Origin of the sequence: Enterobacter oligotrophicus (assembly GCF_009176645.1) — a bacterium.
Lineage (GTDB): Bacteria > Pseudomonadota > Gammaproteobacteria > Enterobacterales > Enterobacteriaceae > Enterobacter > Enterobacter oligotrophicus.
Map to the genome: position 1 here is coordinate 1074689 of NZ_AP019007.1, position 22581 is coordinate 1097269.

General features: G+C 52.2%; 20 protein-coding genes and 6 tRNA genes. 16 read left to right on the forward strand and 10 right to left on the reverse strand.

Translation table 11 applies throughout. From position 1 onward, the window contains the following. The first annotated feature begins 90 nt into the window (after window positions 1-90). Window positions 91-1047, forward strand: a complete 957-nt coding sequence (gene lpxP / locus EoCCA6_RS05090; RefSeq protein WP_152081756.1) for a kdo(2)-lipid IV(A) palmitoleoyltransferase — start codon at window positions 91-93, stop codon at window positions 1045-1047. Window positions 1048-1404: 357 nt separating this feature from the next. Beyond that, a complete protein-coding gene (gene ypdK, locus EoCCA6_RS05095) occupies window positions 1405-1476 on the forward strand; it encodes a membrane protein YpdK (RefSeq protein ID WP_099458937.1) in 72 nt (23 codons plus the stop codon). A gap of 60 nt (window positions 1477-1536) precedes the next feature. Here the strand turns inward: ypdK and alaC are convergent, their stop codons facing one another. After that, window positions 1537-2775 carry an alanine transaminase gene (gene alaC, locus EoCCA6_RS05100; RefSeq protein ID WP_152081757.1) on the reverse strand — a complete coding sequence of 413 codons (1239 nt, stop codon included), beginning with the start codon at window positions 2773-2775 and terminating at the stop codon, window positions 1537-1539. A 386-nt stretch (window positions 2776-3161) separates the two neighbouring features. Between alaC and EoCCA6_RS05105 the strand changes: the two genes are divergently transcribed. Next, a complete protein-coding gene (locus tag EoCCA6_RS05105) occupies window positions 3162-4859 on the forward strand; it encodes a sensor histidine kinase (RefSeq protein ID WP_152081758.1) in 1698 nt (565 codons plus the stop codon). A 13-nt stretch (window positions 4860-4872) separates the two neighbouring features. Further along, window positions 4873-5604, forward strand: a complete 732-nt coding sequence (locus EoCCA6_RS05110) for a LytR/AlgR family response regulator transcription factor (RefSeq protein ID WP_152081759.1) — start codon at window positions 4873-4875, stop codon at window positions 5602-5604. Window positions 5605-5637: 33 nt separating this feature from the next. Here the strand turns inward: EoCCA6_RS05110 and glk are convergent, their stop codons facing one another. Beyond that, entirely contained in the window at window positions 5638-6603 is a 966-nt protein-coding gene (gene glk, locus EoCCA6_RS05115) for a glucokinase (protein WP_152081760.1), read from the reverse strand. A 205-nt stretch (window positions 6604-6808) separates the two neighbouring features. Here glk and EoCCA6_RS05120 point away from each other — a divergent pair, with 205 nt between their 5' ends. Beyond that, window positions 6809-8044: an ion channel protein gene (locus tag EoCCA6_RS05120; protein ID WP_152081761.1), complete on the forward strand. Its 1236-nt coding sequence runs from the start codon at window positions 6809-6811 to the stop codon at window positions 8042-8044. Here the strand turns inward: EoCCA6_RS05120 and ipdC are convergent, their stop codons facing one another. Then, the gene (ipdC, locus tag EoCCA6_RS05125; protein ID WP_152081762.1) at window positions 8045-9703 is read right to left on the reverse strand and encodes an indolepyruvate decarboxylase; all 1659 of its coding nucleotides are present in this window, start codon (window positions 9701-9703) and stop codon (window positions 8045-8047) included. Between the two features lie 184 nt (window positions 9704-9887). Between ipdC and mgrA the strand changes: the two genes are divergently transcribed. After that, window positions 9888-10886 (forward strand): L-glyceraldehyde 3-phosphate reductase, encoded by a 999-nt coding sequence (mgrA, locus tag EoCCA6_RS05130; RefSeq protein WP_152081763.1) that lies wholly within the window; start codon window positions 9888-9890, stop codon window positions 10884-10886. A gap of 126 nt (window positions 10887-11012) precedes the next feature. Continuing rightward, window positions 11013-11348, forward strand: coding sequence for a DUF2502 domain-containing protein YpeC (ypeC, locus tag EoCCA6_RS05135; RefSeq protein WP_152081764.1), 336 nt, complete (start codon window positions 11013-11015; stop codon window positions 11346-11348). A gap of 34 nt (window positions 11349-11382) precedes the next feature. On the opposite strand, the gene EoCCA6_RS05140 is transcribed toward ypeC, so the two are convergent. After that, window positions 11383-12621 carry an Nramp family divalent metal transporter gene (locus EoCCA6_RS05140; RefSeq protein WP_152081765.1) on the reverse strand — a complete coding sequence of 413 codons (1239 nt, stop codon included), beginning with the start codon at window positions 12619-12621 and terminating at the stop codon, window positions 11383-11385. Window positions 12622-12971: 350 nt separating this feature from the next. Between EoCCA6_RS05140 and nupC the strand changes: the two genes are divergently transcribed. Further along, window positions 12972-14159 (forward strand): nucleoside permease NupC, encoded by a 1188-nt coding sequence (gene nupC, locus EoCCA6_RS05145; RefSeq protein WP_152081766.1) that lies wholly within the window; start codon window positions 12972-12974, stop codon window positions 14157-14159. A 46-nt stretch (window positions 14160-14205) separates the two neighbouring features. On the opposite strand, the gene EoCCA6_RS05150 is transcribed toward nupC, so the two are convergent. The 3 genes from EoCCA6_RS05150 to EoCCA6_RS05160 form a co-directional block, all read right to left on the reverse strand. Then, window positions 14206-16395: a sensor domain-containing phosphodiesterase gene (locus EoCCA6_RS05150; RefSeq protein ID WP_152084400.1), complete on the reverse strand. Its 2190-nt coding sequence runs from the start codon at window positions 16393-16395 to the stop codon at window positions 14206-14208. A gap of 212 nt (window positions 16396-16607) precedes the next feature. Beyond that, window positions 16608-16683, reverse strand: a tRNA-Ala gene (locus EoCCA6_RS05155). Between the two features lie 41 nt (window positions 16684-16724). After that, a tRNA-Ala gene (locus EoCCA6_RS05160) sits at window positions 16725-16800 on the reverse strand. A gap of 217 nt (window positions 16801-17017) precedes the next feature. Here EoCCA6_RS05160 and EoCCA6_RS05165 point away from each other — a divergent pair. After that, window positions 17018-17380 carry a YfeC-like transcriptional regulator gene (locus tag EoCCA6_RS05165; RefSeq protein WP_152081767.1) on the forward strand — a complete coding sequence of 121 codons (363 nt, stop codon included), beginning with the start codon at window positions 17018-17020 and terminating at the stop codon, window positions 17378-17380. Window position 17381: 1 nt separating this feature from the next. After that, window positions 17382-17768 (forward strand): YfeC-like transcriptional regulator, encoded by a 387-nt coding sequence (locus EoCCA6_RS05170; RefSeq protein WP_152081768.1) that lies wholly within the window; start codon window positions 17382-17384, stop codon window positions 17766-17768. 52 nt (window positions 17769-17820) lie between these two features. Here the strand turns inward: EoCCA6_RS05170 and gltX are convergent, their stop codons facing one another. Continuing rightward, complete coding sequence (gene gltX, locus EoCCA6_RS05175) at window positions 17821-19236, reverse strand: glutamate--tRNA ligase (RefSeq protein WP_152081769.1); 1416 nt, start codon at window positions 19234-19236, stop codon at window positions 17821-17823. Between the two features lie 258 nt (window positions 19237-19494). On the opposite strand from gltX, the gene EoCCA6_RS05180 reads away from it, so the two are divergent. The 5 genes from EoCCA6_RS05180 to EoCCA6_RS05200 all read left to right on the forward strand — a co-directional run bounded on the left by EoCCA6_RS05180 (window position 19495) and on the right by EoCCA6_RS05200 (window position 20351). Further along, window positions 19495-19570 (forward strand) — tRNA-Val (locus EoCCA6_RS05180). Between the two features lie 42 nt (window positions 19571-19612). Continuing rightward, window positions 19613-19688, forward strand: a tRNA-Val gene (locus EoCCA6_RS05185). A 29-nt stretch (window positions 19689-19717) separates the two neighbouring features. After that, window positions 19718-19793, forward strand: a tRNA-Val gene (locus EoCCA6_RS05190). Window positions 19794-19797: 4 nt separating this feature from the next. Further along, window positions 19798-19873 (forward strand) — tRNA-Lys (locus EoCCA6_RS05195). 136 nt (window positions 19874-20009) lie between these two features. Next, window positions 20010-20351 carry a FlxA-like family protein gene (locus EoCCA6_RS05200; protein ID WP_152081770.1) on the forward strand — a complete coding sequence of 114 codons (342 nt, stop codon included), beginning with the start codon at window positions 20010-20012 and terminating at the stop codon, window positions 20349-20351. Here EoCCA6_RS05200 and EoCCA6_RS05205 read toward each other — a convergent pair. After that, a complete protein-coding gene (locus tag EoCCA6_RS05205) occupies window positions 20342-21283 on the reverse strand; it encodes a LysR family transcriptional regulator (RefSeq protein ID WP_152081771.1) in 942 nt (313 codons plus the stop codon). The two genes, EoCCA6_RS05200 and EoCCA6_RS05205, sit on opposite strands and share 10 nt — an antisense overlap. An 89-nt stretch (window positions 21284-21372) precedes the next feature. Here EoCCA6_RS05205 and EoCCA6_RS05210 point away from each other — a divergent pair, with 89 nt between their 5' ends. Continuing rightward, on the forward strand, window positions 21373-22368 hold the full coding sequence (locus tag EoCCA6_RS05210; RefSeq protein ID WP_152081772.1) for a bile acid:sodium symporter family protein: 996 nt from the start codon (window positions 21373-21375) through the stop codon (window positions 22366-22368). On the opposite strand, the gene EoCCA6_RS05215 is transcribed toward EoCCA6_RS05210, so the two are convergent. After that, the gene (locus tag EoCCA6_RS05215) at window positions 22365-22580 is read right to left on the reverse strand and encodes a DUF3820 family protein (RefSeq protein WP_152081773.1); all 216 of its coding nucleotides are present in this window, start codon (window positions 22578-22580) and stop codon (window positions 22365-22367) included. The genes EoCCA6_RS05210 and EoCCA6_RS05215 overlap by 4 nt on opposite strands. Window position 22581: the final 1 nt, after the last annotated feature.

Here is a 22581-nt window from a genome sequence, read left to right on the forward strand (position 1 = left end):
GTCAGCAATGGCCAGGTAACGCCGTAAAGATCGGTAAAGCCTGCAACCATGACCTTGTCCTACGGTCTAATTGGCACGTGGTATCGCAATATGCGTTACTTTCACCGGCTTTACATAGGTTTCACTATTTTGTCTCAATCCAATTTCGAACGCGCATTTTTGCATCCGCGTTACTGGTTTACATGGTTTGGTCTTGGCGTGCTTTGGCTGCTGGTTCAACTACCCTACCCTGTGCTTCGTGTGCTGGGTTCAAAACTTGGTAGCGCATCGCGTCACTTCCTTAAACGTCGTGAATCTATAGCCCGTAAAAATCTTGAGCTTTGCTTTCCGCAATACAATGCGGAACAGCGTGAGAAGCTGATTTCAGAAAACTTTAAATCTATCGGTATGGCACTGCTGGAAACAGGCATGGCGTGGTTCTGGCCAGATGAGCGTGTCCGTAAATGGTTTGACGTTGAAGGTCTGGATAACCTGAGACGTGCCCAGATGCAAAATCGTGGCGTTATGGTTGTCGGAGTTCACTTTATGTCACTGGAACTGGGTGGCCGCGTGATGGGCCTTTGCCAGCCGATGATGGCAACCTATCGTCCGCACAACAGTCCGCTGATGGAGTGGGTACAAACGCGCGGTCGTATGCGCTCCAATAAGGCGATGATCAGCCGTAATAACCTGCGCGGCATGGTGGGTGCCCTGAAGAAAGGCGAAGCCGTCTGGTTTGCGCCGGATCAGGATTACGGGCGCAAAGGCAGCAGTTTTGCCCCCTTCTTTGCGGTACAGAATGTCGCCACAACCAACGGCACGTTTGTGATTTCACGCCTGTCTGGCGCAACGATGCTGACTGTCACTATGGTGAGAAAAGCGGATAAATCCGGTTACCGCCTGCACATTTCACCTGAGATGGCGAACTACCCGGAAAACGAATGCGAAGCCGCCGCCTTCATTAACAAAGTGATCGAAACAGAAATTATGCGTGCACCTGAACAGTATCTGTGGATGCACCGCCGCTTTAAAACTCGCCCGATTGGCGAATCCTCGCTCTATATCTAAGCCTTTCCGAAGGTTAGTTTCGCTAAGAAACTAACCTTTTCAATCACCTGTCATTACGTCGGGTTACTGTTTCCCTCCCCTTCGCTCAAAGCAAATTTATTACGTCCTGAAATCAAACTGTCGCCGTTCCACGACACTCGTAAGTCTCGGAAATTATTTAAAAAATCACCTCTTGTCACCCTTCTTTTTTAAGCGTACATTAGCGCCGTCTGGCAACAGGAAAGCACAGAATTCTGAGCTGGAGTCGGTGACGTAACGGGACAATTCCTATTTCCCGCTTAACGCGATTTCAACTCTCTATACTCAGGTGGACTCTGTTTTTTTATGCGTACCACAAGATACGCGGAGCGATGAAACGTGAAATATTTCTTTATGGGCATTTCGGTGATTGTTTTAGTCTGGGCCGGAACCTTTGCCCTGATGATCTAGCAAAGATATGCAGTAAAAAAAACAGGCGCTATTCGCGCCTGTTTTTTTATGATCTTTACGTCACGGTTGTTCGGCAGTGGATTTCGCCGCTGACGACGATAGCAGCCCGTCAGCGCGGAACATGCTTTTGATTCCCCTTACCGCCTGGCGGATGCGGTCGCTGTTTTCAATCAGCGCAAAGCGCACATGGGTATCACCGTAATCACCAAAGCCAATGCCCGGAGAGACGCACACTTTCGCGTCCTGCAGCAGTTTTTTGGCAAACTCCAGTGAGCCCATTGCCGCGTAAGGTTCAGGGATCTTCGCCCAGACGTACATGGATGCTTTTGGCATTTCCACCATCCAGCCCGCTTCATGCAACCCTTTTACCAGAACATCGCGACGGCGTTTATACTGTGCGGCAATATCCTTCACACACTGCTGGTCACCTTCCAGGGCGGCAATTGCAGCCACCTGCAGCGGTGTGAATGTGCCGTAGTCGTGATAGCTCTTAATACGCGCCAGCGCATTCACCAGCGTTTTGTTACCGACCATAAAACCAATACGCCAGCCTGCCATGTTGTAGCTTTTCGAGAGCGTAAAGAACTCTACCGCCACATCGCGCGCGCCCGGAACCTGCATGATGGAGGGCGCTTCCCAGCCGTCATAAACAATATCGGCGTAGGCGAGATCGTGAACTACCAGCACGTCGTAACGTTTTGCCAGCGCAACCACTTTCTCAAAGAAATCGAGTTCCACACACTGGGCCGTCGGGTTTGACGGGAAGCCGAGGATCATCATCTTCGGTTTCGGGTAGCTTTCACGAATTGCGCGTTCCAGTTCGTTAAAGAAATCAACGCCTTCCACCAGCGGCACAGAACGAACCTGCGCACCGGCAATCACCGCACCGTAAATATGGATCGGGTAGCTTGGATTTGGCACCAGCACGGTATCGCCATGATCCAGCGTAGCCAGCATCAGGTGGGCCAGGCCCTCTTTCGAACCGATGGTAACAATCGCTTCGCTTTCGGGATCGATATCCACCTGATAACGCTCCTGATACCAGCGAGAGATCGCACGACGTAAACGAGGAATGCCGCGAGAGGTTGAGTAGCCATGCGTATCGGGACGCTGGGCAACCGTACACAATTTCTCGACGATATGCGGTGGTGTAGGGCCGTCAGGGTTACCCATGCTGAAGTCGATAATGTCTTCGCCGCGCCGACGCGCAGCCATTTTCAGTTCAGCAGTGATATTGAAAACATAAGGGGGGAGACGATCGATACGCGTAAAACGGCGTTCAGGACTGAATTCAGCCATAGATTCCTCAGATTCACGTTAGCGCCCGGACCGTCCGAGCGACGCTGCCACCAATGTGGCGTGTTTAGAAAATAACCTGAAAAAAAAGGTGCTGTCGAGAGGGAAACCAAAAAAAAGATTTCACCCTAAAACGGGAAATGTGCTGCGGTTAAAAGCGGAACCTTTACGCTGAAAGGCATTAAAAAACACCTGTTATTTAACATTATGATATCATTACAGTTACTTGCATTCCGCTGGTTGAGCGAAACTGCCCCTCTTTCAGTAAAAAAGCCAACCATCCCCTTTGAAAGGCAGGGTTTTTCCTCATTTGATAATCCAGACAGATAGCTGGTCTTCCGGCGTCAGGTTTTTTATCATGGTTTTTTCCCGCTTTCCCAGGTTCTGTTGTGCACGAAATATTCGATATGCTGCTGGCGGTGTTCGACCGCGCGGCGTTAATGCTGATCTGCTTGTTCTTCCTCATTCGCATTCGCCTGTTCCGCGAGCTTCTTCATAAGTCTGCACACTCGCCAAAAGAGCTGCTGGCCGTGACAGCCATCTTTTCGATGTTTGCACTGTTCAGCACCTGGTCCGGCGTACCGGTAGAAGGCTCGCTGGTTAACGTGCGCATTATCGCTGTGATGTCCGGCGGGATATTATTCGGCCCGTGGGTCGGTGTTATCACCGGGCTGATTGCGGGCACGCACCGCTATCTGATTGATATTGGCGGCGTAACGGCCATCCCGTGCTTTATCACCAGTATTATCGCCGGGGTCCTTTCCGGCTGGATTAACCGCAAGATCCCGAAGAAGCAGCACTGGCGCGCAGGGATCATTGCGGGCATGGTGTGCGAAACCCTGACCATGATCCTGGTGGTGCTCTGGGCACCGTCCACGGCGCTGGGCCTGGATATCGTCTCCAAAATCGGTATCCCGATGATCCTCGGTAGCGTCTGTATCGGTTTTATCGTACTGCTGGTACAAAGCGTTGAAGGGGAAAAAGAGGCCAGCGCCGCGCGTCAGGCCAAGCTGGCACTCGATATTGCCAACAAAACGCTGCCGCTGTTCCGCCATGTAAACGCAGAATCTTTGCGCCAGGTCTGCGATATTATCCGCCGCGATATTCATGCCGACGCAGTCGCCATTACCAATATCGACCACGTGCTGGCCTACGTTGGCGTGGGTGAGCATAACTATCGCGATAACGATGACACCGTCAGCCCGACCACACGACAGGCGATCAACTACGGTAAAATCATCATTAAAAACAATGATGAAGCCTACAGAACGCCTGAAATCCACTCCATGCTGGTGATCCCGCTGTGGGAGAAAGGCGTAGTGACCGGTACGCTGAAGATTTACTACTGCCACGCGCACCAGATCACGTCGTCACTTCAGGAAATGGCCATTGGGCTGTCGCAGATTATCTCTACTCAGCTGGAAGTTTCCCGCGCGGAGCAACTGCGGGAGATGGCAAATAAGGCAGAGCTACGTGCGCTGCAAAGTAAAATTAATCCCCATTTCCTGTTTAACGCGCTGAATGCCATTTCATCGTCGATTCGCCTGAATCCAGACACCGCTCGCCAGCTGATTTTTAATCTGTCGCGCTATCTGCGCTACAACATTGAGCTGAAAGACGACGAGCAGATCGATATTAAAAAAGAGCTTTATCAGATTAAAGATTACATCGCGATTGAGCAGGCGCGCTTTGGCGACAAACTCACGGTCATTTACGATATTGACGAAGAGGTCAACTGCGTGATCCCGAGCCTGCTTATTCAGCCGCTGGTCGAAAACGCGATTGTTCACGGCATTCAGCCGTGTAAAGGCAAAGGCGTGGTCACCATCAGCGTGACCGAAAGCGGGAACCGCGTGCGCATTGCGGTGCGCGATACAGGCCATGGCATTGACCCGAAAGTCATTGAACGCGTTGAATCAAACGAAATGCCGGGCAATAAGATTGGGCTGCTGAATGTGCACCACCGGGTAAAACTGCTCTATGGCGACGGGCTGCATATTCACCGCCTTGAGCCGGGAACCGAAATTGCGTTTTATGTTCCGAATGAACGAACCTCTGTTCATGCCCCCCTGTCTTTATTGCCGTAGGCCGGAGTAAAAGATGAAAGTCATCATTGTAGAAGATGAAATTCTGGCTCAACAGGAGCTGAGCTGGCTTATTAAAACGCATAGCCAGATGGAGATTGTAGGCACCTTTGACGACGGTCTGGACGTACTGAAATTTCTGCAGCATAACCGGGTCGACGCTATTTTTCTGGATATCAATATCCCTTCACTGGACGGCGTGCTGCTGGCACAAAATATCAACCAGTTTGCCCATAAACCGTTTATTGTGTTCGTCACGGCCTGGAAAGAGCACGCCGTGGAAGCGTTCGAGCTGGAAGCGTTTGACTATATTCTGAAACCTTACCAGGAGTCGCGAATTGTCAGCATGTTGCAAAAGCTGGAGGCAGCCTGGCAGCACCAGGCAACCCCGGTGAACACGAGCCCGGCAGTACGTGAAAACGACACCATTAATCTGGTCAAAGATGAGCGGATTATCGTGACGCCCATCGACGATATCTACTATGCCGAAGCGCACGAAAAAATGACGTTTGTCTATACACGTCGTGAATCTTATGTGATGGCGATGAACATTACTGAGTTTTGCAGCAAACTACCGGCCGCACACTTCTTCCGCTGTCACCGCTCATTTTGCGTGAATTTGAATAAGATCCGCGAGATCGAACCCTGGTTTAACAATACCTATATTTTGCGTCTGAAGGATCTCGATTTTCAGGTGCCGGTCAGCCGCAGCAAAGTGAAAGAGTTTCGCCAGTTGATGCACCTGTGAGGCCCCCTCTCCCGCAGGAGAGGGGGGTGAATATCAAAGGATCTGACCCAGCATCTGGCGAAGATGTGCGCCGGAACCCAGCAGGCCTGGATTATCATGAACAATCAGGTAAACCGGGATGTCCTGTACGTAACTTCTGAAACGTCCTTTATCTTCGAACCCGCCGCGGAAACCAGACGCTTTAAAGAAGTCGAGGAAGCGCGGCACAATGCCCCCCGCGATATAGACGCCACCGAAGGTGCTGAGATTCAGCGCCAGGTTGCCGCCGAAACGTCCCATGATCACGCAGAACAGAGACAGCGCGCGACGGCAGTCGATGCAGCTATCGGCCAGCGCGCGTTCGGTAACGTCCTTCGGCTGCAGGTTTTCCGGCAGTCGGCCGTCAGATTTCACAATCGCGCGGTACAGGTTCACCAGCCCCGGACCGGAAAGTACACGCTCGGCAGACACGTGGCCAATCTCAGCACGTAACTCTTCGAGGATGATGCCTTCTTCTTCACTGTTCGGCGCAAAATCCACGTGGCCACCCTCGCCCGGCAGGCTCACCCAGCGCTTATCGACATGAACCAGATGCGATACGCCCAGCCCCGTCCCAGCACCGTACACAGCAATCGGTTTGCCTTCAACCGGCGCTGTACCGCCAAACTGGATCAGGTGCTCAGGCTTGAGCATCGGGATCGCCATGGAAACCGCAGTGAAGTCATTAATGATCTCAAGATGCGCAAAACCGAGATTCTTCTGCATCTCTGCAATGGAAAATGCCCAGGTGTGGTTGGTCATCGCCACCCAGTCGCCGGTAATCGGGCAGGCAATCGCGATACAGCCGTCTTCGACACTGACCTTATGCTCTTCCAGATAGACACGAACAACAGCTTCCAGGCTTGGGTAATCCAGCCCTGAATAGGTTTTCGCCTGAGAAATTTCACCGGTATTTACATCGCATAATGCAAGACGCGCGTTGGTGCCGCCCACATCACCTACCAAAGCATACTTTGTCATTCTTCTACTGCTCCGCTAAAGTCAGAATAAATCTTTGGGACACTGTAAATTCAAGGCGTGATAACAACAACGACCGGAAGGTGAATGCCCCAGGATTATCGATCTTCGTCACAGAATAACTTTACCGTTTCAGCACCTTTTGCACTATTGCCATAAAGCTGATTGTGCAAAGTAACGTCAGACCGTTTTGTACAAGGAAATCATCATGCTCCACCCGCGAGCCAGAACCATGCTGTTGCTGGCAATTCCGGCGTTAATAATTGGCATTGCCTCAAGCCTGGTGCTTATCGTCGTGATGAAAGTCGCGTCGGTGCTGCAGACAATGCTATGGGCTGCACTTCCGGCACAACTCGGCGTCAGTGTCGATTCTCCCGCATGGATCATTTTGATGCTGACGTTGACCGGCGTTGTCGTAGGCCTGGTGATTCGCTTTAGCCCAGGCCATGCGGGTCCCGATCCCGCGCGGGAACCGTTGATTGGCGCACCCGTTAATCCCTCAGCTCTGCCGGGGCTACTTATCGCGTTGATTGTGGGTCTGGCGGGAGGCGTCAGCCTGGGGCCGGAGCATCCGATTATGGCGGTAAATATTGCTCTCGCGGTGTTTCTCGGCTCGCGTATTTTCCCTCGCGTCGGCGCGCTGGACTGGACGATTCTGGCGTCAGCGGGGACCATCGGGGCGCTGTTTGGCACACCCGTTGCTGCCGCTCTAATCTTTTCCCAGACGCTCAGCAGTGATAACGACGTGCCACTCTGGGACAAGCTCTTTGCGCCACTGATGGCCGCCGCCGCAGGCTCACTCACCACCAGCCTGTTTTTCCATCCCCATTTTTCACTCTCCCTTCCCCACTACGGCCAAATGCAGATAGCCGATATTTTCAGTGGCGCGATTGTGGTCGCCATCGCCATCGCGCTGGGGATGGTCGCGGTATGGTGTCTCCCTCGCCTGCATCGTCTGATGCATAAAATGAAACACCCGGTGCTGATTCTGGGGGTCGGGGGGTTTATCCTGGGTATTTTAGGGGCGATCGGCGGAACGGTAACGCTGTTTAAAGGCCTTGACGAGATGCAACAGCTGGCGTTCAGCCAGGTCTTTAGCGTCTCCGATTATCTGCTGTTTGCGCTGGTAAAACTTGCAGCTTTAGTAGTCGCTGCGGCGTGTGGCTTCCGTGGAGGTCGCATCTTCCCGGCGGTGTTTGTCGGCGTCGCGTTGGGGCTGATGCTGCATGAGCATGTTGATGCTGTACCCGCAGCCATAACCGTCTCCTGCTCGATTCTGGGGCTGGTACTGGTGGTAACGCGTGATGCCTGGCTGAGCCTGTTTATGGCGGCGGTGGTGGTCCCTGATACCACGCTGTTGCCGCTGCTGTGCATCGTGATGTTGCCCGCCTGGCTTCTGCTGGCGGGCAAACCGATGTTGATGGCATGGCGAAATGATAAATAATCAGGCGTTATTACGCGCCTCCAGCGCTTTGGTAATCGCCCCCAGAAGCGGCGGAATATCGGCTTTCGGCAGCATCACCTCAATGAGCGAAAGCCGCTCGTGGTGCGCCACTTTTTCCAGCACCTCCGCCAGTTGTTCTGTTTCACTGACTCGCCAGCATTCGGCCTGAGGCTCCAGGCTGAGTGCCTGCGGGATGCGGGTCCAGTTCCAGAGTGCGATATCGTTATAGCGCTGTTCCGGTCCGTGGATCGCCCTTTCGACCGTATACCCTTCATTATTGAGCACCAGAATGACAGGATGCTGTTTATCGCGCAGCATGGAGCCCATTTCCTGAATGGTGAGCTGTGCTGCACCGTCCCCCGTGAGCACAATAACGCGCCGGTTCGGGCAGGCTGTTTGCGCGCCAAAGGCCGCCGCCAGCGTGTAACCAATTGAACCCCAGAGCGGCTGGACGATAAAATTCACCTCCGCAGGTAAACGAAGATCGATTGCGCCAAAAGCGGAGGTGCCTTGATCGGCGAGGATAATATCACCGGGCCGGATAAAGGTTTGCAGCGTGCTCCAGAAGCTCTCCTGTGTGAGCGAGCCTTCCTGAGAAGGAAAAGCAAAACCACGGTGCGCAGAGGGAGCAGGAATATTGTGCACATGCTGTTTGCACAGTTCTGCCAGCGTCTCAATCGCCTGAAGCATAGGAATACCCGTAAACCAGATATCGCCCACGCGTGCAGCATAGGGCTGTACTTCAATCGTCTGGGCTGGTGTGAGCTGGTGGGTAAACCCGGCGGTCAGGGTATCGGTAAATCGCGTTCCGATACATAACACCGTATCCGCGCCTTCGATTGCCTCTTTTGCCGACGCAACGCTCGCGGAACCGCTGTACGTGCCGTAAAAACCATCCTGCCGTTCGTCAAAAATTCCTTTGCCCATTAGCATGGTGGCGTGCGCCATTGGCACCTCTTTTACCCACTTCTGAAGGGCCTGTTTCAGGCCATGGCGAAGCACCAGAAAATCCGCTAATAACGCTGTGCGTTTACTGGTAGCCAGCCGGGCCTGGGCGGCGTCGCGAAATGCCTTCAGACAGGCATCGTCGGCGTGGGCAGGCTTATAAGTGAGAGCGCTTACAGGCGGTGTGGCGGCTTTTTTTGCCACATCAGCAGGCAACATCAGATACCCTGGACGGCGTTCCCGCAGCATAGTGGTCAGTACACGGTCGATTTCGTAGCAGGCGTTTTGCTCAGTCAGCACCGCCTGAGCGACGGTGATGGGTTCACTCATATGGTAAAAATGGCGGAACTCACCGTCACCTAATGTGTGGTGTAACAGCTCCCCGCGTTGTTGTGACGCCATACCTGGCGCACCCACAATGTGCAGCACCGGCACATACTCCGCGAAACTGCCCGCCACACCGTTCATGGCACTTAACTCCCCGACGCCGAATGTCGTCAGCAGTGCGGCAAAGCCTTTACATCGGGCGTATCCATCAGCAGCGTAAGCGGCGTTCAGCTCGTTTGCACAGCCCACCCAGCAGATATCCGGGCTGTCGATCACATGGTCGAGAAACTGCAGGTTATAGTCGCCCGGCACGCCAAACAGATGGTCGGCACCACAATCTGTAAGTCGGTCCAGCAGGTAATCAGCGACGCAGTACGGGGTTCGCATAACAGGTGTCCTTCTGACGTTGACCTCAGTTTGAGTATTAAAGAAGCGTGATGGCTGTCCAGAATTGGCAGTAAGAAGGGTCTGGAAAGAATGCTTTACAAAAAAGGCTGCACTATTCTTCTTTCTCGCGGGTTAGTGTAAACGTATACACCGAATTTTCTTTCCAGCGCCAGAGGTCTTAAGAATGGGTTATCAGCCTGACAAAAATCGTTATCAGACAATGCAATACCGCCGTTGCGGACAAAGCGGGCTGAAGCTGCCCGCCATTTCTCTTGGGCTGTGGCATAATTTTGGCGACGCCACGCTTATCGAAAACAGCCGTCAACTTTTACAGCGCGCCTTCGACCTGGGGATTACCCATTTTGACCTTGCCAATAACTACGGCCCGCCTCCTGGTTCAGCCGAACGTAATTTCGGACGCATTCTGCAGGAGGATTTTCTGCCGTGGCGTGATGAACTGATCATCTCCACCAAAGCGGGCTACACCATGTGGGACGGGCCTTACGGTGACTGGGGCTCGCGTAAATACCTGATCTCAAGCCTGGACCAGAGCCTGAAGCGCATGGGGCTGGAGTATGTCGACATCTTCTATCATCACCGCCCTGACCCGGAAACACCGCTACAGGAGACGATGAAAGCGCTTGACCATCTGGTGCGCCAGGGTAAAGCACTGTATGTCGGCTTATCCAACTACCCGGCGGAACGGGCGCGTCAGGCCATTGAGATTCTGGACGATCTCGGCACACCATGCCTTATCCATCAGCCAAAATACTCAATGTTTGAACGCGCACCCGAAGAGGGATTGCTGGCGGTACTGCAGGATAAAGGCGTAGGATGCATTCCATTTTCCCCGCTGGCGGGCGGACAACTCACCAACCGCTATCTGAACGGCATTCCGGCGGATTCGCGCGCAGCCAGCGGCAGTAAGTTCCTGAATCCTGATCAGATCACCGAAGAGAAGCTGGAAAAAGTGCGTAATCTGAACGCGCTGGCAGAAAGCCGCGGGCAGAAGCTGTCGCAAATGGCACTGGCCTGGATTTTACGCCACGACGCCGTGACGTCCGTGCTGATTGGTGCGAGCAAGACCGCGCAAATAGATGATGCCGTCGGGATGCTGGAGAATCGTCATTTTACTGCAGATGAACTGACGGCTATCGACGCGATCCTCAATAGCGCAAAATAAAAGCATTTTTAGCAAATCGTGCTCTCATTCGTGAATTCGGAGTTGAAGCGATGATACGGGGCTTTACCACCCCGTAATATTGCGTTAACAGGCCGCACAACGGCCCCGATCGTGAAGGAGAAAAGTATGTTCAGGTCACTGATTCTTGCAGCGGTTTTGCTGGCCTCGGCCCCGCTGGTCGCCAGTGCTGGCGAAATCACCCTGTTGCCATCGATAAAATTACAAATTGGCGATCGCGACAATTATGGTAACTACTGGGACGGCGGTGGCTGGCGCGACCGTGATTACTGGCACCGTCATTATGAATGGCGTAAAAACCGCTGGTGGAAACACGATAATGGTTATCACCGTGGCTGGGATAATCGTAAAGCCTACGAACGCGGTTATCGTGAAGGATGGAGCGATCGTGACGACCGTCGCGGCGGTTGGGGACGCGGTCATGGCCGCGGGCATCACCACTAACACCAGAAAGGAGCCTTTCGGCTCCTTTTTCTTTTTAGAGTCCTGACACTGTACCAATCAACAACCACAGATTCAGCGCCACCACTACCACCACAATAGCCCACCCGGCTCTTTTCACCAGCGTCGAGTTAACCAGGTCGCCCATCAGGGCTTTGTTGCTGGTAAATATCAGCAGCGGCACCAGCGCAAGTGCGATACCAAAGCTCAGCAATACCTGGCTCATCACCAGAATTCGGGTCGGGTCCAGCCCCATCAGGATCACGATAAATGACGGCAGCATAGTCACTGACCGGCGAACCCACAGCGGAATGTGGAAACGCACGAATCCCTGCATCACCACCTGCCCTGCCAGTGTCCCCACAACGGTGGAAGAGAGACCCGCAGCGACCAGGCTCAAGCCGAAAATCGTCGCGGCAGCATGGCTCAGTAGCGGTTCCAGCGTCAAATACGCCTGATCCAGATCGGCAACTCCCGTATGGCCATTAAAGTGGAACGCGGCAGCAGCCGTCGCCATCATCGCCAGGTTAACAAAACCGGCAATGGTCATGGCAATAGCCACATCCCATTTAGTCGCTGAATACCGCTCCTTACGCGTTCCGCCGTGCAGGTGCTGTGTTAAGGAAGAGTGCAAATAGATAACATGCGGCATAATCGTCGCACCCAGCACACCCGCCGCCAGGAATACCGCTTCAGAATTCGGCAAACTCGGGATCACCATTCCCTTACTGAGCTGCACCAGATTCGGCTGCGAGAAAATCAGTTCAACAATATAGGCTGCCGCCACAAACAGCAGCAGACCACCGATCACTTTTTCCAGCGGTTTTTGTCCATGACGCTGAAGCATCAGAATAAGGAAGGTGGCGATGCCGGTCAGGACAGCACCCTGTAATAACGACACGCCCAGAATCAATTTGAAGCCGATAGCTGCCCCGATAAATTCAGCGAGGTCGGTTGCCATAGCGATGATTTCCGCCTGAACCCAGTAAAGCCAGACGGCCGGACGGGGATAATGGTCGCGGATTTGCTCTGCCAGATTTTTGCCCGTGGCAATCCCCAGCTTGGCTGAAAGCATCTGAATCAGCATCGCCATCAGGTTAGCCCAGACGACTACCCACAGGAGTGTATACCCGAAGCTGGCCCCGGCCTGAATATTGGTCGCAAAATTCCCTGGATCGATATAGCCAATAGCAGCAATGAACGCCGGTCCCATTAATGCGAACCGCAACTTGCGCGCTGCCCTGCCACTGCTACCCTCTACGCGACTGTTTGTCATTTCTGCCTCTGGAAATATAGCCTTTGCTATGTTTAATGCTATCAAAATGAGAATGATTATCAAGATCATTTGTAAAGGTTGTAATGATTTCTCAGATAGCTTTTAACGATAGAAAGGCGGGTTCGCTTGAGCGGTCTCACAGAATATGAAAACGCGCAGTCATTTGTGAAGCGTAGCACACAAACTTAACTTTTCACTCATTTACCTAACATAACAAAAATGTATTGTTGATCACTATTTTTGAGACTCGTCACAGGATGTAACTATTGTGTGGCCTTGATCTCGTTTTCTTTGCGCTCGTTACATAGAATGTGCACGGAAATTAAACCTGCCTCAAATTTGGAGCAAATATGGACCGCGTCCTTCATTTTGTCCTGGCACTTGTTGTCGTTACTGCGCTTGCGTTACTGGTCAGCCATGACCGTAAAAAAATCCGCATTCGCTATGTTGTTCAGCTTCTTGTTATTGAAGTTTTACTCGCGTGGTTCTTCCTGAACTCCAACGTGGGGCTCGGCTTCGTAAAAGGCTTCTCCGAAATGTTCGAAAAACTGCTCGGATTCGCCAACGAAGGGACTAACTTCGTCTTTGGCAGTATGAACGATCAAGGTCTGGCATTCTTCTTCCTGAAAGTGCTGTGCCCAATCGTGTTCATCTCTGCGCTGATCGGTATTCTGCAGCACATCCGTGTTCTGCCTGTCATTATTCGCGCTATCGGTACTGTGCTGTCAAAAGTGAACGGCATGGGTAAGCTGGAATCGTTCAACGCCGTCAGCTCCCTGATCCTGGGCCAGTCTGAGAACTTTATCGCCTATAAAGACATTCTCGGTAAAATGTCCCGCAACCGCATGTACACCATGGCGGCCACTGCAATGTCTACCGTGTCCATGTCTATCGTGGGCGCATACATGACCATGCTGGAGCCAAAATACGTTGTTGCAGCGCTGGTTCTGAACATGTTCAGCACCTTTATCGTGCTGTCGCTGATCAACCCGTACCGCGTTGATGCCAGTGAAGAGAACATCCAGATGTCAAACCTGCATGAAGGTCAGAGCTTCTTCGAAATGCTGGGTGAATACATTCTGGCAGGCTTCAAAGTAGCGATTATCGTTGCGGCGATGCTGATCGGCTTTATCGCGCTGATTGCTGCCCTGAACGCCCTGTTCGCGGCAGTTCTGGGTATCTCCTTCCAGGGCATCCTGGGTTACATCTTCTACCCGATTGCCTGGGTAATGGGTGTTCCGGCAAGCGAAGCGCTGCAGGTGGGCAGTATTATGGCAACCAAACTGGTTTCTAACGAATTCGTGGCCATGATGGATCTGCAGAAAATTGCCAGCACGCTCTCTCCACGTGCGGAAGGCATCCTCTCTGTGTTCCTGGTTTCCTTCGCAAACTTCTCTTCCATCGGTATTATCGCCGGTGCGATTAAAGGTCTGAACGAAGAGCAGGGTAACGTGGTCTCACGCTTCGGCCTGAAACTGGTATACGGTTCTACGCTGGTGAGCATTCTGTCTGCTTCTATCGCGGCACTGGTACTGTAATTCAGACTGCTAAACGAAAACCGGGAGCCGTTCGCTCCCGGTTTTTTTATGCCTGCAGGACGCTGAGCGGCATGGGTTTACCTATCAGATACCCTTGCAGATAATCCACTCCGAACCGGAGCAGCATCTCGCGTTGCTCGGGCGTTTCCACAAATTCAGCCACCACGCAAAGTGATTTGGTTTTTGCCAGATTGCAAATAGACTGCACAATCATCGCATCCATGTTGTCTGTGCAGATGTCCTTCACGAAGCAGCCATCGATCTTGATGATATCAGCCTGCAGACGCTTGAGGCGCTCGTAGTTGGCGTATCCTGTGCCAAAATCATCAATCGCGATACGGAAACCGTAATCCCGCAGCTGCTGGATATTTTTAATGCTCGGCCCCGAATTTGAAAAAGCCTGTTCTTCGGTAACCTCAATGACCACGGCCTGTGGTGGTACGCCATAGCGTTCAAACAGCGCGATAATTTCAGCGGCAATCTCTTTTTGCATCAGCGTCAGCGGCATCAGATTGACGGAAAAACGGGTTCCGGGATGCGTTGACGGATTATCACGCAGCCACGTCAGTAAGCTCTGTACCACGCTGATATCGAAACGATGGCTCAGGTTAAACTGTGCAATTAACGGGATAAACCGATCGGGAGTGATGATCTCGCCATCACTTTCAAGGCGCGAAAGAATTTCGTAGTACCCTTCCCCGTCCGCGTTCTGGATCGGCTGGGCATAAAGATGGATGCCGTCAGCATCAAGAGCGCGTTTGATACGCCCCAGCATCAGTACCCTGTCCGTCGTTTGCCCGGAAACATCCTCAAGACTGTTGGTCAATGCCAGGACATTGTGCGCCGCGCATGACTGCTCGGACAACCAGCTCAGTTGTCCCAGGGTATGGTGCAAGTTGTCACCATTCTCGACTTCCCCCCAGGAGGCACCAAACTCAATATCCAGCCCGGTGTTATTCCAGAAAATCTTACGGCTGTTCAACTGATCGACAATATATTGCAGGCGCTCTGCGGTTCCTGGACCTAACAGTACCAGCACCAGTTCACTGCCGGGCAACTGGAAAAGTTTTTCATCCTGCTGGAGTAATGGCTGCAGAGATGCAGTAATCATCCGTTTGCAATGTACCCGCATGAGAATACCGTAATGGCGGCTTAAAAATTCCAGATTGTCCATCCGCAGGCAGCATACTTTTGCGTCAGGGTGGATTTTCAGGAAAACCTCCAGCGCGCGAATGTTGGGTAACCCTGTCAGCGGATCGGTGAGCGCCCTCTCCTGCCAGCCCTGCTTCATCCACTCACTTCGCTGGTAGATCCTTGACATATAAAGCAGGCAGATAGCAAAAGAGATCAGCACCGACAAAATAAAGGAAAGCGAGTACCCTGACTCCACCCCATTGAGGAAGTTATAGTTATAGGTTAACAGCAGAAGCGCAGATGCAGCCCACAGCAGCGAGATAAGTGCATAACTCAGACGGCTGATACCCAGCGTAAAAAGAATGAAAATCACTGGCATTAAATAGCCAGCAATAAGAGTTGATTGCATCGGAATGCAAAGAATTACAACAATAAACATCAGAAGCATCAGCCAACCTAATATAAACAAAGGTTTTTTATTAAGGACAATTGGCTTCACGCTTCGCCGCCAGAATGTTCTGGCATAACCTGGATTTGTTACCATTCTTAATGGATAATAGAACATCATCGTAAATATCAACGCTGCGCAAATCAGGCTTTGAATATCAACGATGTTATAAATTGCCGTACCTTCCCCAAAGAAAGTCGAAATCGTCACCGGGAAATCAAATAAGTAACCCGCCAGATACATCGATAATTTAATGCCTGACGGCACCATAAACCCAAGCCAGAAAATACGAAGCCCGATGTGCTTATTGGGCACACTATGACGCCAGCGCTTGCCCAGCGTCAGACGGAGCATGCCGCAGGCCGCGAATACCGGAAAGGTCTGGCAAAACAGCAAAACGAGATGTTGTAGCGGTGCTAAATTAAGATTGTAAATATTAGTGACAGTAAAACTTAACAAAATGGGAATAATAGCACGGTAACCAAACAATAAAATAACAGCCAACATGACACTTAACGGTAACCACGCTAAATAGACATCATGCCCGTTAACAATTGCATGCGGAGAAATATAACGAGAAAAAGGAACCGCAAAGAGGCATAACGCCAGTGCAATCATAAATATCTTTACATTATTGTCAGTTTTTCTTTTCATCAAGTTAAAGGATCTATTCTACCATTAGTCTCATTGACCGGACGGATAATAGGTTTATTAATTGAGCGAATCAAGTTTCAGTCTACAAATAGACCGTTTTGTTGATTTGGGTTGAGGTGAGGTATAGAAAACACAGCCCTGATAACCCAAAAGCCAGGAAGCTGTTACAAAGGCATAAAAAAACCCCCGTCTTTCGACGGGGGTTCAAATTTTGGTGGAGCTAAGCGGGATCGAACCGCTGACCTCTTGCATGCCATGCAAGCGCTCTCCCAGCTGAGCTATAGCCCCACATGTTACTTTACCGACCAAACGCTGTTGGGTTCAGAGTTTGGTGGAGCTAAGCGGGATCGAACCGCTGACCTCCTGCATGCCATGCAGGCGCTCTCCCAGCTGAGCTATAGCCCCGTCGTAAAGCTGTCATGTTGACGGGCGGCATAATATGAATTCCGCTGCTGAGTGTCAACGGCAAAATAAGCCCCGGACTTTCAATCGCTGAAAAATCATGCAAATGAATCACTTTGCGAGCCTGCTCGCAGTCAGGAGTTAAGCCTGTCACGTTTTCGTGTAAAACGGTGCTATAAAATGAACCACTAATTAACCCCACGAATATTCAGGAAATTGCATGATCAAGGAACGAATGACGCCAGAAGAGTTAGCCCTGCTCACTGGCTATAGCCGCCAGACCATCAATAAATGGGTACGCAAAGAGGGTTGGATTACATCGCCAAAACCAGGAGTTCAGGGAGGCAAGGCGCGTCTGGTGCATGTGAATGAAAAAGTTCGGGAGTTTATTCGCAGTGCACGCAGGGCATCAGAAACACCTGATATGCCCGATAACGCCTACCATGATGGCTCGCTACATACCTTACTTCTGACACTGGCAAATGAAATGACGCCGGATGAGCAAAAGCAGATGACCTCTCTGTTACTGCGCGAAGGGATTACCGGATTGTTGCAACGTTTAGGGATTCGCGACCAAAACTGACATGAAAAGATTACGCAGTAAAATGACCACGGAAGAGCTGGCTGATAGTCTGGGTGTCGCCAGGCAAACCGTAAACCGCTGGATACGCCAGAAAGGATGGAAAACAGAGGGCATTAACGGTGTGAAAGGCGGACGCGCCCGGCTGATTCATATTGATGCGCGAGTCAAAGAGCACATTATGAATCTTCCTGCCATTCGTAACCGTCAGGCAATTTACCAGTTGGCTGAATCCCCTTCCCTCTATGGAGAACCGGCATCGTCGAACCTGCTCCCGCAAATCATCGACTCGCTGGAGAATATGACCCCACTCGAACAGGAGCGCCTTCACGTATTGCTGAAGCGGGAAGGTGTACAAGGCTTTCTTGTGCGTCTCGGGATTGCGGAATAACACACATAAAAAACGGCAGGTCACCCTGCCGTTATTCTTATCTGGCGTTTAATTACTGCTGGCTTTCACGATCGGCAATAAAGCCCAGCGCCTTATTGATACGCGCCACGCTGCGTGATTTACCGATGGCATGTACGGTAACATCCAGCGCCGGGGATTGACCCGCGCCCGTCACCGCAACGCGCAATGGCATACCCACTTTGCCCATCCCGACTTCCAGCTCATCCGCCGTCGCCTGGATCGCATGATGCACATTCTCAGCGGTCCATTCCGTAATGGCAGCCAGCTTATCACGGACCACTTCCAGCGGCTGACGCGCAACCGGACGCAGGTGTTTTTTCGCCGCGTCAGCATCGAATTCGTCAAACTCTTCATAGAAGTAGCGGCAGCTTTCGGCGATTTCTTTCAGCGTCTTGCAACGCTCGCCGAGCAGTTTCACCAGCTCCGCCAGCTCAGGGCCGGTACGGGTATCAATATTTGCCTGCTCAATGTGCCACTGCAGATACGTCGCCACATATTCCGGCGGCATGGTATTGATGTAGTGGTGGTTCAGCCACAGCAGCTTATCGGTGTTGAACGCGCTGGCAGATTTGCTCACGGAGTTCAGAGAGAACAGATTGATCATCTCTTCGCGGCTGAAGATCTCCTGGTCACCGTGGGCCCAGCCCAGACGCACCAGGTAGTTCAGCAGTGCTTCCGGCAGATAGCCATCATCACGGTATTGCATCACGCTCACTGCGCCATGACGCTTGGACAGTTTTTTACCGTCATCACCGTTGATCATGGAAACGTGCGCGTACACAGGCACTGGCGCATTTAAGGCTTTCAGAATGTTGATCTGGCGCGGAGTGTTGTTGATATGGTCTTCACCACGAATAACGTGGGTAATTTCCATATCCCAGTCGTCAACCACAACGCAGAAGTTATAGGTTGGAGAACCGTCGGTACGGCGGATGATCAGGTCGTCCAGCTCCTGATTGCTGAATTCGATCGGGCCACGGATCTGGTCATCAAAGATCACAGAACCTTCCTGCGGGTTGGCAAAACGCACCACGCAAGGCTCATCAGCTGCGTGCTCGCTATGATCGTGGCGGCAGCGGCCGTCGTAGCGAGGTTTTTCGCCTTTTGCCATCTGCTCTTCACGCAGAGCATCCAGACGCTCTTTGGAGCAATAGCATTTATAGGCAGAGCCTGCCACCAGCATCTCGTCAATCACGGCGTTATAACGGTCAAAACGTTTGGTCTGGAAGTACGGACCTTCGTCCCACTCCAGATTCAGCCAGTTCATACCATCCATAATGGCTTCGATTGCTTCCGGCGTAGAGCGCTCAAGATCGGTGTCTTCAATACGCAGCACGAACTCACCTTTGTTGTGGCGTGCAAAAAGCCAGGAATAGAGAGCAGTACGTGCACCACCGACGTGCAAATAGCCAGTCGGGCTCGGCGCGAAGCGAGTTTTGATTTTCATGAAATGGCCTTACGTTATAAAGATGCCGGCAATCGGCAAATCCTGGGGAAAAAACAATGGGCAATATTCTATCACTGTGAGGCGAATCCTCAATGTTGTTCCCTGTATCTGGCTTGAGTTTACTATTTTTGTTTAGAAATCATGCGTCACAGCCTGTTTCACGATCGTTTTGTTTAATTTTACGACGAACGAATAAAAACTTTAGAAAATGCGTTGACTCATTTTCAACTCTCCCTATAATGCGACTCCACACAGCGGGGGTGATTAGCTCAGTTGGTAGAGCATCTCCTTTACACGGAGGGGGTCGGCGGTTCGAGCCCGTCATCACCCACCATCTACTTTAAGTAGGCTCGCAGTGTAGATAAGTATTGAGATTGGGCGATTAGCTCAGTTGGTAGAGCATCTCCTTTACACGGAGGGGGTCGGCGGTTCGAGCCCGTCATCGCCCACCATTCTCACCTTATCGCAGCAGTTCCGAAATGGGCGATTAGCTCAGTTGGTAGAGCATCTCCTTTACACGGAGGGGGTCGGCGGTTCGAGCCCGTCATCGCCCACCATTTCGGGTCGTTAGCTCAGTTGGTAGAGCAGTTGACTTTTAATCAATTGGTCGCAGGTTCGAATCCTGCACGACCCACCAATGTAAAAAAGCGCCCTAAAGGCGCTTTTTTGCTATCTGCAGTTCCCATACTCTCCCGCGACGCTTTCTGCATACAACACTCAAGCTATTCCGTTCCGAGCCGATACCTCTGTTTTATGGCGAAAAGGATCTCAATATGATAACCCTCAAGGCAGTATCGCTGTCAGCGATGGAAATCGGCAGTGTGGATAACAGTTCTGGCGGCAACGATATTGCCTCCCAGATTAACCGACTGACCAAACAGATTACGAAAGTCACCCAGCAGCTCAAAGAAGTGGCAATGGGTGATGCCACGGCAGAAGAGAAGCAAAAGCAGCAGGAGTTACTCGAATCCCAGCTGGCCATGCTGCAGGCACAGCTGGCGCAATTGCAGCGCCAGCAGGCAGAAGAGGCAGCGCCAAAGCAGACCACCACTCAGTCCGCTGCGGAAGGCGTTAACAAACCGTCCGCTGACCATCAGATTGATATTTATATTTGATCGCTCCCACTGCTAAACAGCGGATCGCGTGTGCGGGCTTCCATTAGCCGCTGAGCCTGCATACGCACCACGTCCCAGCACGCATTCGCCGCCCCCGAAAGCGAGCGATTTTTACGCCGTACCAGCATCAGCTGACGCTCGATGCAGGGTACAAATCGCTTCACCGTTAAACGGCTTCCCTGTGGCAGAGGTAACGCCAGCGCCGGAAGCACGCTGATCCCAATCCCCGCTTCGACCATAGGAAACAGCGTCGCCGGATGCCCAATCTCCTGCACGATAGTTGCCTGAACGCCTTGCGCAACCAGGGCAGCATCGATCAGCGGGCGGCTCCCCGACGCGTAATCCTGTAATACCAGGTTCGCCCCCTGGAGTAACTGCCAGTTCACCTCCGGCAACATGGCCAGAGGATCGTCATCGCGACACAACAGCAGAAACGGTTCTGAAAGAACAATTTCGCACGCAAGATCGCTCACCGGGCCAGGATCGATAACAATACCGAAATCCACATCACCCTGACGAATGCTCTCCAGCACCCACTGCTGCGGTCTGTCGTGCAGGACAAAATCAATATCAGGATAGAGGTGGTTACTCTCGGCAATACACTGGGGAATAAGATGCGCAGATATCGTCTGGCTCGCCGCCACCCTTACGGTGCCGGAAAGCTGTTGCCCGAGCCGCCCCACATCCCTGAGCGTGCTGTTGAGTTCATCCAGCAGCCTCTCCAGGCGCGTCGCCAGTTGCTGCCCCGCTTCGGTAAGCACCACTTCACGCGTGGTTCTGTCGAGCAGTTTCACACCGGTCTGGCTTTCAAGCTCTTTGACACTGTGACTGACAGCAGACTGGCTAAGCCCAATCATCTCCCCCGCCCGGCTAAAGCTGCGGGCCTGGGCGACGGTAACAAACACGCGAAGCTGACGTAGAGAATAATTCATCTGTTTAATTCATGAATGGATGCAATAAATCGATTTTATTTCTCAAACGGAAGAAAGCACAATAGCGGCATCTGTTTTCAGGAGTGATTATGAAACTTTTTCGTATCCTTGATCCGTTTACGCTTACCCTGATTGTCACCGTTTTGCTGGCCTCCTTTTTCCCTGCGCGAGGCGGTTTCGTTCCGTTCTTTGAAGGGCTGACCACGGCAGCAATCGCGTTGCTGTTCTTTATGCACGGTGCCAAACTTTCCCGTGAAGCCATCATTGCAGGCGGTAGCCACTGGCGACTGCATCTGTGGGTAATGTGCAGTACCTTTATTCTCTTCCCGATCCTCGGCGTTTTGTTCGCCTGGTGGGCACCCGTGAATGTTGATCCGGCGCTCTATACTGGCTTTCTGTATCTTTGCATTCTGCCTGCGACCGTTCAGTCCGCCATTGCGTTCACTTCGCTGGCGGGCGGGAATGTCGCGGCCGCCGTCTGTTCGGCGTCGGCGTCCAGCCTGCTAGGTATTTTTGTCTCACCGCTTCTGGTGGGGCTGCTGATGAATATGCACGGCGCGGAAGGTAATCTGGAGCAGGTGGGTAAAATCTGTCTGCAACTGCTATTGCCATTTGTGCTCGGGCATCTTTCTCGCCCGTGGACCGGTGCGTTTGTGGCGAAGCATAAAAAATGGATCTCAAAAACCGACCAGACGTCGATTCTGCTCGTTGTTTACTCAGCCTTCAGCGAAGCGGTAGTGAACGGCATCTGGCATAAAGTCGGCGTGGGATCGCTGCTGTTTATCGTCGTGGTCAGTATCGTTTTGCTGGCTATCGTGATTGCGGTGAATGTTTTTGTGGCCCGCAAGTGCGGCTTCAACAAAGCGGACGAAATCACCATTGTCTTCTGTGGCTCGAAAAAGAGCCTTGCGAACGGTATCCCGATGGCCAACATTCTGTTCCCGACCTCAGTGATAGGGATGATGGTGCTGCCGCTGATGATTTTCCATCAGATCCAGCTTATGGTCTGTGCGGTACTGGCGCGTCGGTACAAACGCCAGACCGAAAAGCTGGCGCAGGAAGAGACCCGCGCCGCGAAGGCTTAAGGACGTTTCAGGGGCTGAACCAGCTGGGTCAGCCCTTCTGTTTTAACCAGTAACGTAATTGCCATTAGCTCGCCCAGCCGCCCGGCGGGAAACTCATCCTTACGGGCAAACCACAGCAGATACTCTTCCGGCAAATCGATCAGCCTGCGGCCTTTATATTTACCGAACGGCATCTCCGTATTGGCGATCTCAATAAGCTGCTCTTTCTCCACG